This is a genomic window from Alteromonas ponticola (assembly GCF_012911815.1).
Lineage (GTDB): Bacteria > Pseudomonadota > Gammaproteobacteria > Enterobacterales > Alteromonadaceae > Alteromonas > Alteromonas ponticola.
The window spans coordinates 325,723-337,802 of the sequence record NZ_JAATNW010000005.1; the positions used below are offsets into that span (position 1 = coordinate 325,723).

Annotated in this window: 10 protein-coding genes; 8 read left to right on the forward strand and 2 right to left on the reverse strand. The window is 45.9% G+C overall.

What is annotated here, in order from left to right:
- The first annotated feature begins 26 nt into the window (after positions 1–26).
- Together HCJ96_RS10775 and HCJ96_RS10780 are read left to right on the forward strand one after the other, a co-directional pair.
- Entirely contained in the window at positions 27–2,243 is a 2,217-nt protein-coding gene (locus HCJ96_RS10775; RefSeq protein ID WP_169211057.1) for a GumC family protein, read from the forward strand.
- A 15-nt stretch (positions 2,244–2,258) separates the two neighbouring features.
- A complete protein-coding gene (locus HCJ96_RS10780; RefSeq protein ID WP_169211058.1) occupies positions 2,259–2,978 on the forward strand; it encodes a CpsB/CapC family capsule biosynthesis tyrosine phosphatase in 720 nt (239 codons plus the stop codon).
- Here the strand turns inward: HCJ96_RS10780 and HCJ96_RS10785 are convergent.
- Positions 2,969–4,444 (reverse strand): hypothetical protein, encoded by a 1,476-nt coding sequence (locus HCJ96_RS10785; RefSeq protein WP_169211059.1) that lies wholly within the window; start codon positions 4,442–4,444, stop codon positions 2,969–2,971. The two genes, HCJ96_RS10780 and HCJ96_RS10785, sit on opposite strands and share 10 nt — an antisense overlap.
- Before the next feature lie 390 nt (positions 4,445–4,834).
- Here HCJ96_RS10785 and HCJ96_RS10790 point away from each other — a divergent pair, with 390 nt between their 5' ends.
- The 4 genes from HCJ96_RS10790 (at position 4,835) to HCJ96_RS10805 (ending at position 9,491) form a co-directional block, all read left to right on the forward strand.
- On the forward strand, positions 4,835–6,004 hold the full coding sequence (locus tag HCJ96_RS10790) for a glycosyltransferase (RefSeq protein ID WP_169211060.1): 1,170 nt from the start codon (positions 4,835–4,837) through the stop codon (positions 6,002–6,004).
- On the forward strand, positions 5,988–7,310 hold the full coding sequence (locus tag HCJ96_RS10795) for an O-antigen ligase family protein (RefSeq protein WP_169211061.1): 1,323 nt from the start codon (positions 5,988–5,990) through the stop codon (positions 7,308–7,310). The genes HCJ96_RS10790 and HCJ96_RS10795 overlap by 17 nt, the downstream gene beginning before the upstream one ends.
- Positions 7,311–7,377: 67 nt before the next feature.
- Entirely contained in the window at positions 7,378–8,508 is a 1,131-nt protein-coding gene (locus HCJ96_RS10800; protein WP_169211062.1) for a glycosyltransferase family 4 protein, read from the forward strand.
- Complete coding sequence (locus HCJ96_RS10805) at positions 8,505–9,491, forward strand: glycosyltransferase family protein (RefSeq protein WP_169211063.1); 987 nt, start codon at positions 8,505–8,507, stop codon at positions 9,489–9,491. Before HCJ96_RS10800 ends, HCJ96_RS10805 begins: the two co-directional genes overlap by 4 nt.
- Positions 9,492–9,521: 30 nt before the next feature.
- Here the strand turns inward: HCJ96_RS10805 and HCJ96_RS10810 are convergent, their stop codons facing one another.
- Positions 9,522–10,298: a sulfotransferase family 2 domain-containing protein gene (locus tag HCJ96_RS10810; protein ID WP_169211064.1), complete on the reverse strand. Its 777-nt coding sequence runs from the start codon at positions 10,296–10,298 to the stop codon at positions 9,522–9,524.
- An 81-nt stretch (positions 10,299–10,379) separates the two neighbouring features.
- On the opposite strand from HCJ96_RS10810, the gene HCJ96_RS10815 reads away from it, so the two are divergent.
- The gene (locus tag HCJ96_RS10815) at positions 10,380–11,246 is read left to right on the forward strand and encodes a glycosyltransferase family 2 protein (protein ID WP_169211065.1); all 867 of its coding nucleotides are present in this window, start codon (positions 10,380–10,382) and stop codon (positions 11,244–11,246) included.
- Positions 11,247–11,265: 19 nt separating this feature from the next.
- Positions 11,266–12,057: a Stf0 family sulfotransferase gene (locus HCJ96_RS10820; protein WP_169211066.1), complete on the forward strand. Its 792-nt coding sequence runs from the start codon at positions 11,266–11,268 to the stop codon at positions 12,055–12,057.
- Positions 12,058–12,080: the final 23 nt, after the last annotated feature.

Here is a 12,080-nt window from a genome sequence, read left to right on the forward strand (position 1 = left end):
CGCAAAATGACGAGGATGAACTAACTATGTCAATAAAAATGAGGGATCAGATTCAAGCCACCATACTTGATGATGAGACCATAGATTTTGCGCACTATTGGCAAGTATTTAAACGCTACGCAGGCCGTATCGTATTACTGGCGGTATTGTTTACTGTTCTGGTAGGCTTGATAGTAATGAAAATGACGCCCCAATACACGGCATCTGCTTCACTGCTTATTGAGTCACAGCAGGCGAATGTTACCTCTATTGAGGAGGTATATCGCACCGACACGACGCGTAAAGAATACATGCAAACACAGTACGAGATTTTGCAGTCGCGGCAAGTTGCTGAGCGTGCGGTTGAAGAACTGGATTTAGCCAATAATCCCGAGTTTTTGCCATTTGAAAAAGAGCAGTTTGTGCTGCTTGATAAAGTTAAGGCCTGGGTGAAGAAAAATGTCTCATTTATTCCCCAGCGTGAAAAGCCTCAGTTGTCTGAAGAGGCGCGGGCGATAAACCGCAATAACGCGGCAGTCAATAAATTAATGAATTCGGTGTCGCTATCATTGGTAGAAAATACCCAGGTCATCGAAATTCGTGCGATCAGCTCCTCTCCCGAACTTGCAGCGCAAATTGCCAATACCATGGGCGATGTTTATGTTGAAAATTACCTGCAGGCAAAAGTCGACATGACCGCCAAAGCAACCTCGTTCCTTAACGAAAGCATGGAAGGGTTGCGTGACAAGCTGGCGGCAGCGGAAAAGAAGCTGGCTACTTTTTACGAGAAAAATCAGTTGGTCAATTTATCTAATGGGGTTGTTGGCCTTGCTGCGACCGAACTGGAAGAATTAAGTAACCAGCTTATCATCGCCCAGGATACATTAAAAAAGAATCGTACGATTTATAATCAAACTCAGCGTAATGGTACCGATTACAATGCACTTGCTCGCCTGCCAGAGGTATTGAATCACGCAAACATTCAAAATGTGCGTAAGCAAGAAGCGGAAGCACTGCGGCGGGTGTCAGAATTGAACAATGTGTTTGGGCCAAAGCACCCAAAAATGGAAGCGGCCAATGCTGAATTAAAATCTGTGCGTGATACGTTACAAAGCCAGATCCATGATTTAATTTCCAGTATTACCACGCAATATCAGGCTTCACAAGACAGGGTCGCTGATTTACAGGAAGAAGTCGCCACAGCGAAAGCTGAATATCGTCGTGTTTCAAACCTGGAAAACAAACGTCGCTCCCTACAGCGTGATGTGGATATTAACCAGCAGCTTTATGAGTCGATGTTTCAGCGTTTAAAAGAAACCAGTGAGCTCAGTGGGTTCAAATCGGTAAACGCACGCATTCTGGATCCAGCGGTAGCACCTAACAACCCCACCAAGCCGAATAAAAAACTGTTAGTCAGTGCAGCCTTTGTCATCAGTTTTGGCTTTGGTATTTTGCTGGCTTTCATGCTTGAAGCCCTCAACAGTGGTGTGCGTTCAGTAGAGGATGTAGAGAAAAAACTGGGACAGCGAATGCTGGGGCTTATTCCGCTGATCAGTCGTCGACGCAAACAGGATATCCCGCTGCGTTCCTACTTCGACAACAAATTCCACCAATTCTCTGAGGCGGTCAGAACCTTACGTACCAGTTTGTCATTAATGAATATCGAGAAACAGAATCAGGCAATTTTGATCACCTCCAGTGTGCCCAAGGAAGGTAAAACGACGGTTTCAGTTAATCTGTCATTTGCGCTGGGTCAATTAGATAAAACGATTTTAATTGATGCTGACTTGCGTCGACCCGCTGTGGGCAAACGGTTTGGCGTGCCAAACTATCAGCCGGGTCTGTCCAACCTGATCATGAAGACGCACTCGTTTAAAGAGTGTCTGGTCCATGATGAACAGTCTGGGGTCGATCTGATTTGTGCGGGTACGATTCCATCTAATCCGCAGGAGCTGCTGGCCGGTGATGGTTTTCGCGCATTGATCAATTATCTGAAGAAAAACTATAAATATGTGGTGGTCGATACAGCGCCAACACAGGCGGTAAGTGATGCAATGGTGGTCTCTAAGGCCTGTGATTCGGTTATTTATGTGGTACGCGCAGACAGTACCAGCGAAAAAATGATAACCAATGGTCTTGGCCGTTTCCTTCAGGTGGGGCATCGGGTTGATGGGGTTGTGTTGAATCAGGTCGACTTACGTAAGTCAGATGTCTCCGAACGCTACGGTGGTTTCTATGATCAATATGGATACAACAATAATTAAAGGCAGGCCAGGCCTGTGATTGATATTCACAGCCATATTATTCCCGGCATAGATGACGGCGCCAGAAGCATGGAAATGGCGCTGTCGATGGCGCGTCAGACCGAGCAGGCGGGCGTAACGCATCTGGTGTGCACACCACACATACACTGGGGTTACTTTGATAATAGTGTAGAAACAATTCGCCACGGCTTCGAGCAATTGCAGGGGGAAGTTGAAAAAGCGGGTATTCCATTAGGCCTCTCGTTTGCCGGCGAGGTCAGAATTAATGAGATGGTGCCAATCTGGCTTAAAGATGCGCAGTTACCGTTTTTGGGAAAGTGGAAAGGGCGCAACGTACTATTATTAGAAATGCCCCACAGCCATGTACCCGGCGGGCTGGACCAACTGGTCAGGTGGTTGTTAAGCGAAAATGTGCAGCCACTCATTCCTCATCCAGAGCGTAATCGCGATATTCTTAAAGCCCCTGAAAAAATTCAATGGTTGCGAAACCTCGGCTGTATGCTGCAGGTTACTGCCGGCGCTTTTACCGGCACTTTTGGACACAATGTGGAGTCATTGGCCTTTACCATGCTGGCGAACAATCAGATTGATTTGGTCGCCTCTGATACCCATGATACCCAGCGACGACCGAACGAAATGGGTGGGGCGCGGCAATTAGTAAAACAACATAGCGGTGAAGAAATCGCCCAGCGTTTATTTAATGACACGCCTGCTGGCATCGTGTTTCATGACTGAACAGCCCCCTTGCGGGTGATGGTGTCAGCACAATAGGCCAGTGCCATTACCACCGCCAACAGAGCATTGTTGGCAGGCCCTTGCATCGCATGTGTAAAGGCACTGATGATAAGTGTACCCGTTATTACCGTTATACAAACAAAACCAATACCATTACTGGATGCACGCGTTTCAAGGTACAAAGCGTAAATGGCCGCGCGCAATGCCAGCAAAAGCAGCCCTAAGTAAAACAAAGCGCCGACGATACCCTGCTCAACTATGCGCTGATGCCAATCGCTTTTCTGTTCATTCACCAAATAACCGCTCCAATGTTTCAAGATGGAATGATGAGAATCCTTCACGGTCCCTCCACCTGTGCCAAATACAGAGAGCAATGATAAAAAATTGGCCGGAGATTTTGTGTCATTTACTGCTATCACTGACTGGCGGTCACGTTCGTTTTCTGCCAATACCACTTGTAAGCCATAGTCGGGTGAAAAATGGCGCTTGAATTCGCTATCGGTCAGTGCCCAGTTAACCCCAAACGAAAGCGTTATCAGGTTGAACGCAACCAGCCAACCTAAAAACCACCGGTACCTGAGTGAATGGAGGGTAAATTGTTTAAATGCGATTAAGCCGACTAGAACCAGGCTGCTGGAGCACGTCAGAATGATAACCACGTGCTGGGACAGTAAAAGCCCTACAAAAAGGATCGGAATGGTGAGTCGGATTGCGCCCTTAGGACTGAAAATATACATGATCCAGCGCCTAAAGCGCGCGCGTACGGTTTTGGTTTTGCGGGACTGCAGGGTGATCAGTAAAACACCTAGCATACAGCAGATAGCCACAAATACGCAGTAAGCGTACTGTTCAGGAAGCAGAAATGTGCCCGTGGCTTTAGACGGCACGGGTAAATCGAAAATAGGGCTGAATGACGCGTTAGCAGTAAGCAGAAAACTGCCATACAGTACCTGAAAAACACCTGCCACACCTAACGTCACAATAACAATTATCATCCGCTTGGCCGTGGTCACCAACATAATCGCCAGCATGAAGATGGCCATGAACACCAGCGTCTGATGCAAGCCTAACACGGTTTGCGCGGGGTTAACTGACAGCGTTCGCCATGTTTGATCACTATTTGACAGGGTTAAAAGTGTTCCATTTAACGTATACCTGATCAGTTCATCAGGCAATGGGATCAACTGTACCAACTGCCAGAGAATAATTAGCAACCAGCAACTCATTGCAGACCACGCGTGGCGTAGTTTCAGTGCGCAGGGTTGGGGGGTTAGCAGGTAAGTGGCTGCAGTAATACACCAGACGGTCAGAGTAAGTCCTGACCATCCCCACGATAGGGTTGCACCCAGAGGTAACGGTAAGCTGAATAGTGTCATCAGCAGCAAGGCAAAACTGACGCGTTGCCAAAACTGACTTGTATTTATCGTAATGGAAGCGGGCGCAGATTGGGCGGAATACAGGGTCAAATCAGATCGCTTTCTTATACTTTTGATCTGTTTACTGATTTACCGTCCGGCTGGATTACTAATACCCATCTCACGCCAATGCCATTGGGTATAACATCCGTTACTTATAGATAACAGGTCTTCGCTGACCTAGGCGGTGAAGATAGGCGCTGCTACAAAGTTGATATATGATAAAGCCGCGTAAGTGGTAACGCCTTGCTTATCACCGGCAAAAGTTTTCACTATAAAGAAAACTTCTGGCACAGAAAATGAATAATATTTAACGTTGTACAATTGAATACGCACGGTGGTGAAGCTGTTTGGAACACACGTTAAAGCAGCTTTACGTCCCCAACCACCACCGCTTGCGTACTCAATCCTGATGTAGAAAGTCTGATAGGGAAAGTCCTCATGCCGCACACTTCCAAGCCCGTCGTTTTCATTATCAATTCTCTGGAAGGCGGTGGAGCTGAAGGCGTAATGTGTCGGCTACTCAGTATTATGAAATCCTATTTTCTCAGTCAGCAAACTAAGGTCTTTCTGGTATTGCTGGATGACGTGCAACAGGATCACCAAGCACCCGATTACGTGGAAAAGGTGGTACTCAATTCTAAGGGTAGCCTGCTAAAAGGGCTTACTCTTTTACAGTCGACTCTGAAAAAAATACAGCCTCAATTTTGCTTTAGTTTTTTAACCCGAGCGAATGCGTTAAATGTACTGTTGTCAAAGCGTGTAGGCTATCAGGCATTCATCTCTGAACGGGTAGCGACCAGCAGTCACTTTGCGCATGGACTGAAAAGTCTGATCAGCAAAGCCTTGGTGAGAGTCACTTATCCGAAGGCCAACACCGTGGTTGCCTGCTCTGCCGGAGTAGCGGCAGATTTGGTGACTAATTTTGCAGTACCACAAGATAAAGTGTCTATTCTGTACAACCCATATGACATGGATGAAATTGCTAGCAAGGCGGGTGAAACAGTAGCTGATTTGCCGCACAAACCCTACATTATTGCCACCGGCAGGTTGGCTGAAATTAAAAACTTCTCACTGCTGATTGATGCGTTTGCTAAGTCGGCAACATCATACGATTTGGTCATTTTAGGGCAGGGTGAACTTGAACAAAAACTGAAGACTCAGGCAAATCAGGCCGGCATCGGAGATCGCGTGCATTTTGCTGGTTTTAAAACCAACCCATACCCTTACATCCGGCATGCCCAATTTTTCGTCTCCACCTCTAATGCGGAAGGGTTTCCCAATGCTATTGTAGAGGCGATGTGTCTGGGTAAGGCCATACTGGCCACAAATTGTGAATCTGGGCCTGCAGAAATCATTGCTGACGAGTATCCTCTTTCATTAGATAACTTTGCTACGAAAAAATTCGGCTGTCTGAGTCCGGTCAATGATGTGGAAAGTTTCACCAAAGGACTCAACTTTCTGAGCAACGAACAAAAGCAAGCGCACTACGGCGAATTAAGCCAAAAGCGTGCAAAATCATTTAGTAATGCTATTTTTGAGCGTAAAGTAATCGGCATTATTGAAGGTCACGCTGATAAAGAGGCGACAGCATATGTTCACGCTGGTTAAAATTGTCTTCGCGCTGCTCAGCGCGTTTTTGGTATACAGGGCTATTTCTCGACAGTGTAATAAATATTTAGCCTTTGTGGTGGTCGCGCTATGGTTACGCTTTACGCTTTCTGCCTTCCACAATGTCACTTATGATCCCCTTTTTGCGGGATTTTCGATTAATGCACTAGCGTCAATTGGTATCGCGTTTGCCGGTTTATTATTGCTTCCGCGCAAAGTCATCGCGTTACGCTCATTGTTGTGGTTATACATTTTTTTAGCGTGCATTGTGGTGAGCGGGATCGTGAACATGCGTACCATGGGGCTAATTAACGTGATGGTCAAATGGACTGTATTTTTAGTCATCGCGGGTGCGCTATTTATGGCGATTCGAAAAACCGGCAAAGATTTGGCCCTGCGAAAGGTTTTGGTTGCATTCTTTTTGCCGGTGTCATTGCAAATTATGTCCGTGCTTTTAGGGGAAGTGAAAGCCACAGAAGCTGATGGTTCTGCCAGTTACATTGGCGGTTACAACCATGAAGCTGCGTTTTCGATGATCATCGCCAGCTTTACCCTGGTGGTGGGGCTGTTATCATCAAAAGCTATCCGTTATCGGGCGGCGCTTTTTGCCCTGGGGTGTGTTTTGGTAGTTCTGGCGAATTACCGTACCTCAATTCTGGCAATTTTACCGATGACAGCCATGTTTGCCTTTTCACTTATTGAAGCCAAGGTTGCCAATAAACATAAACCTGTTTTTTATGTGCTGTCGCTTTTTGGTATCGGTTTAGCTTTTTTGGCCTTGTCTTACACAATGCAGGACCGCTTTGGCGATATTTTTGTGTTCCTTAGCAGCTGGCAGGATTTGATCAAAGCACCGGAATATTATTCAGAAGCAGAAAAAGACATATTTTCCGCCCGCGTTTATATCTGGAGTTTGTACATTCACGCCTACCTGTTAGCCGACCCGATTAATCAGATTTTCGGGATGGGACCAGAGGCGTGGAATGGGGTTTTCAAAAAATACGCGCACAACACCTATGTGTCCTATTTATACGAATATGGAGTGGTTGGGCTGCTGGCCTTTCTCACAGCGGTAGGTAGCTTTCTTATTCAGGCATTTAAAACCAAAGACCGCAAGTTTGCCTGGTTGCTTTTTTCATCAATGATTGGCTTTTTAATAATGAATCTGGCCACTATGCCACTGTGGAATATTGAGGGATTGTTGCTTTATGCATTACTTATTGGTGTCACCATCTCGCCAGTGAATGGGGTTAGAAAAACGGCATTAAAAACTTCAGGGGTTTCTACAAATCTGGCGCGAAACTAGCAAGCTAATCGCTAATTGTGAAAAAAATTTAAGCCTGGTCAATGTGGATCGGCGAGTGGGGTAGAGTATGAAAGTGTGTGCAGTGGGTCTTAGGGGGATTCCGGATGTCATGGGCGGAATCGAGTCTCATTGCCAACAACTTTACCCAAGAATGGTTAATGACAATGTAGCCATCACCGTCATCGGACGTTCTCCTTATCTACCTAAACATCCGGCTACCTATCGGGGCGTAGAAGTTCGTTCGGTATGGGCAGTAAAAAACAAATTCCTGGAAACGATTCTGCATACGTTTCTCGCCATCCTTTATGCGCGCTTTTTCGTTAAACCGGACGTACTGCATATCCACGGTATCGGTCCGGCGTTGTACACGCCCTTGGCTAAGTTGTTAGGTTTTAAAGTTATCGTAACGCATCACGGCGCAGATTATGATCGTCAAAAGTGGAATGGATTTGCCAAAGGCATGCTCAAGCTGGGCGAATCAATGGCGGTGCGCTTCGCAGACAAAACCTTGGTAGTGGGGCGCTCGTTGACATACAAGTTGAGACGACGGTTTAATAAACACGCGTCGAGGATTGTGTTTGTTCCCAACGGCGCACTTACCGGCGTGGATGAGCACTTAAACGCAGACAAACTCCCCAAAGATTTGGCGATAAAGGCGGGAAGTTACATCCTTGCGGTGGGGCGCCTGGTGCCAGAAAAAGGCTTTCACGACTTAATTGACGGTTACCGCAAAAGTAAAACTGAACACAAGCTGGTTATTGTGGGTAATGCTGATCATGAGGATGAATATTCCACCAGTTTAACTGCCCAACGTTCCGGTAATGTGATTTTTGCGGGCCGCCGCCAAGGCGATGAACTCAATGCCTTATACAAATTTGCCCGGGTATTTGTTTTGCCTTCTTACCATGAAGGGTTACCCATTGTAGCGCTGGAAGCGATCAGCGCGGGGACACAGGTAATCGTGTCTGACATTGACCCCAATTTGGATATTGGCCTTCCCTCGGATTGTTATTTTCCTGTTGGCGATATTTCGGCATTGGCAGATAAACTGACCAGATTGGACAAGCTTAAATTAGAATTGGATAAGGATGCGTTTCTTGCCCGGTTTAATTGGGACGAAATCGCGCAGGAAACCAGAGTGCTATTTGAACAAACGCTGACCAAGCTTAAAGCGCAGCGACACGCGGTGAAAGAATGAGCCACAAACGTCATCTTTATCTTTATCCGTTTGAACACAGCAATGCATTCGTTGCTCGCACCAAGCAGGCATTTTGTGAGTTAGGCTATGTGCCCCGCTCATTTAAACAGCTATTTGGTGTGCACAATCTGTTTCACCGAAAAGATAATGCAGTGGTGCTGAACTGGTATGAAGACCAGCCTTTTCGCAAAGGGTTGAATACAATCACCCGGCCCATGTTTGTTGTTAGCTTTTTTTTCACCCTGCTCGCAATGCGATTGTTCAGCAGCAACGTGGTGTGGGTCAGACATAATTTCAAACCGCACAATGTGGCTAAAGCATCGCTGCTTTATCGTGTGGTCATCAGCATGCTGCAAAAGATCGCGAATAAAGTGGTCACCCTTGAGGCGACGCCAGAGATTAAGGCTGCAGTGGTTAAACATCCTTTATACAAGGATGATGCACATCTGCTTGCAAAGATACATGCCGGTCACCAACAGCACCGGTCTATCGATTATCTGTATTTTGGCTCAATTAAGCCGTATAAGCGTCTTGATGCGCTGTTAGCAGTATGGCCGCAGGATAAAAAGCTGGTTATTGCAGGTTATTGTTCTGATCACAATCACGCTGCGGAGTTACGCCAACTCATTCGAGCAAGGCATCTTCAGGTTACCTGGAATAATGCGTTTCTGAGTGATGAAGAGCTTGAAAGTACGGTTACCAATACCCGGTTTGTCATTTTGCCACACGATGACAATGCGATGATATCCTCAGGCACGTTTTATTATGCACTAGGTCTTGGCGCTAATATCATCTGCTTTGATTCAGCCTTTGCCAGAGAAAAAGCGCGTGCCTTTGAGTTTGTAAAAATCGTCGATCGGGAGCGCCTTGCTACACAGCTGGATGCCATAGAATACGTAACGTCCTGTGATGTTTTAACCAGTGCTTATCAGCACTATAACGAAAAAGCCATCGCCGATTCCTGGCGACCTGTACTTACCTGAGTGACCTGCTTTAATCGTCTGCGCGAGGTTTTACGCTTGCGTGTTTACGGCATTGAAGATTTCGTAATCAATTTCACATATCTTTCTAATTTTAGCCATTACCTCCGGGTCAGAGGTTATATCAGTATAAGCCTGTTGATTTGGGCTCTTGTTCTGACTGGCAATATTAATCTTAGTATCAAAGGTCTGGTTAAATTTGCTTTGCCATAATGGCATGTTTTCCAGGGTACCGGTGACTGAAAAATTGTTCAGATTCGCCAGCGCAGCGTTGACTGTTTGCTGAGCATTAGCCAGGATGGTGTGGCTGTCTTTTTCGCCAGAAAAATACCTGGCATAAGTGAGCGCTGAGGATACGGCTTTGTCTGACTCAAGATACTGCAGAAGTTCCTGATCATGTTTTTGCCATGCAGACGCTTTGAAGCGGTTGTAAACATATTCGGAAATAAAGCGTTTTACCGGGTCACGCAATATCGTGATAAAGTGCCAGTCATTGCAATATTTACTGACCACTTGAGGATTGGCTACACAATGACCATTGGTGTAGCGCATTTGCGGATCGTTAAGTTGAAAAACCAGTTGGGTTTCCCGTGCGGTCATCATGTCGATACCGAGCAATTCTGCGGCCGCCTGACTACTTTTTAAATCAATGTAACCTGTGTAGCGTGTCGCCTTTAACCATAGAGGATAAGTCGAAGCATAAATTGCTTTGGATAAGGAAACACCGGCACACTTAGGTACGTGACAGAAGAAAATTTTTGGATAACGTGCCAAAAAATTTTCCGATTGGCGTTTCAACATTTCTTGCATGATTCTTGCTCCGATTTATTATTATTTCCAATATGATGCGTCACTATTAACCGCATTTTAAGCTAACAAATTAGGGATACTATGAGTTTTACCGTTAGCGTTGTCATAACTACCTTTAATCGTCCTGCTGAATTGAAAGAAGCACTGGATGGTGTGTTTACGCAAATCGAACAGCCAAAAGAGGTGATTGTGGTAAACGATGCATCATCCTTGCCATATGAAGATATTATCAGCGAATACGAGCAACGGCCGGAATTTGTTTATAAATTTTTATCCACTTCATCGGGCGCCAACAAAGCGCGAAATATAGGCGTTGAGGCGGCCTCAGGTGACATCATTGCATTTCTGGATGACGACGACATCTGGATGCCTGATTATTTGTTGGAACATATCAAAGCGTATGAAAATGGCGCCGATGCTGTGGTCAGTGGCTATCAGAATTTAGGATCTGAACGAGATGTTTATGTACAGCCAACCGAAATTGTGGATGAAAACGTGCTTCGTACCGGAAATCAGTACTGCGGAATGAGTGGTTTCAGTATGAAGCGAGAGCTTGCACTGAAAGAGCGTTTTGATGAAAGCCTGCCCAACGGTCAGGATTGGGATATGTACGTCAGATTGCATCAGGCCGGGTATAAGTTGATGAATATACCGAAAGCGATCTTCTACTATCGCTTTCAGAACATGGATGGCATCGGTGCGAAAGTGGCTAAAATGACGCCGGAAGAAGCGGTGATTCGCCTGCGTTCGGCGGACAAGCATCGTACATTTTTAGGCGATGAATTTTACCGTCGCCGGGTCGCCGCTCAATTGCTGGTTTATCTGCCGCTGAAAAAGCACAAGCTCAAGTGGGTGTTAAAGTCAGTTCATTTAGCCGGTTTAAAAGTGACCCTTTCGCATTTATTTAAGGTAACCACTAAGAAAATGCGACAGCGGGCGTCTTCCTGAAACTAACCGAAGGAATGAAATGAACTATTACGAAGAGCAGTTTCAGGAAAAGTATCACTATCCTGTGGAAACGAAGGTACAAAAAACCTTAATCATTGCATCCACAGTACGTTCTGGCAGTCACATGCTAGGGCATGCACTGCACGAGACTGGCGCGTTTGGCTTTCCTTTAGAGTATGTAAACGACAAAAACCTGCAACGCTGGAAACAGATTTTCAACACCCGTACCCTTGGCGACACTCTGGCGCAGATCCAAAAGCATCGTACCTCGCCCAATGGCGTTTTCGGTATCAAAATTCACTACTCTCATTTGCACCAGTTTGGCGGCTTCGACCAATTAAAGCATTACTTTGTGAACCCTTCATTCGTCTGGCTGACCAGAGAAGACATGATTGCGCAGGCGGTATCCTTATCCATTGCCAAACAAACTGGCGCCTGGATCTCTCAACAGCATATTGAAAACGAGTCGGTTACGTATGATGCAAAACAGATCGATGAAGGTTTACGCCGGGTAATTTTTGAAAATGCCTCCTGGCAATATGCATTGAATGCATCGGGCAGTCGCTTTATGCATCTGAATTTCACGGACGTTAAACTAAATACCGCCAGTGTCGTTCGCTCTATAGCTGATTTCATGCAGGTGGAGGTGGATGTCGCCAATGTACCGGAAAAACCGGTGACAAAAAAACAAGGTAAACGCATCAATCAACAATGGATTGAACAGTTTCAACAACAATTCGATGGCAATACACAACTGATCAGTCTGAAAAACGAAAGTCTTTTTCGCAAACTTTCCCGAAAATTTTCTTAAGCCATTCTGGCTTATTTGCCGCA

What these genes read in the sequence shown, in the direction of transcription:
- HCJ96_RS10805 (WP_169211063.1), top strand. Translation starts at nt 8,505, where the DNA reads ATGAGCCACAAACGTCATCTTTATCTTTATCCGTTTGAACACAGCAAT.
- HCJ96_RS10810 (WP_169211064.1), bottom strand. Translation starts at nt 10,298, where the DNA reads ATGCAAGAAATGTTGAAACGCCAATCGGAAAATTTTTTGGCACGTTAT.
- HCJ96_RS10800 (WP_169211062.1), top strand. Translation starts at nt 7,378, where the DNA reads ATGAAAGTGTGTGCAGTGGGTCTTAGGGGGATTCCGGATGTCATGGGC.
- HCJ96_RS10820 (WP_169211066.1), top strand. Translation starts at nt 11,266, where the DNA reads ATGAACTATTACGAAGAGCAGTTTCAGGAAAAGTATCACTATCCTGTG.
- HCJ96_RS10815 (WP_169211065.1), top strand. Translation starts at nt 10,380, where the DNA reads ATGAGTTTTACCGTTAGCGTTGTCATAACTACCTTTAATCGTCCTGCT.
- HCJ96_RS10795 (WP_169211061.1), top strand. Translation starts at nt 5,988, where the DNA reads ATGTTCACGCTGGTTAAAATTGTCTTCGCGCTGCTCAGCGCGTTTTTG.
- HCJ96_RS10775 (WP_169211057.1), top strand. Translation starts at nt 27, where the DNA reads ATGTCAATAAAAATGAGGGATCAGATTCAAGCCACCATACTTGATGAT.
- HCJ96_RS10790 (WP_169211060.1), top strand. Translation starts at nt 4,835, where the DNA reads ATGCCGCACACTTCCAAGCCCGTCGTTTTCATTATCAATTCTCTGGAA.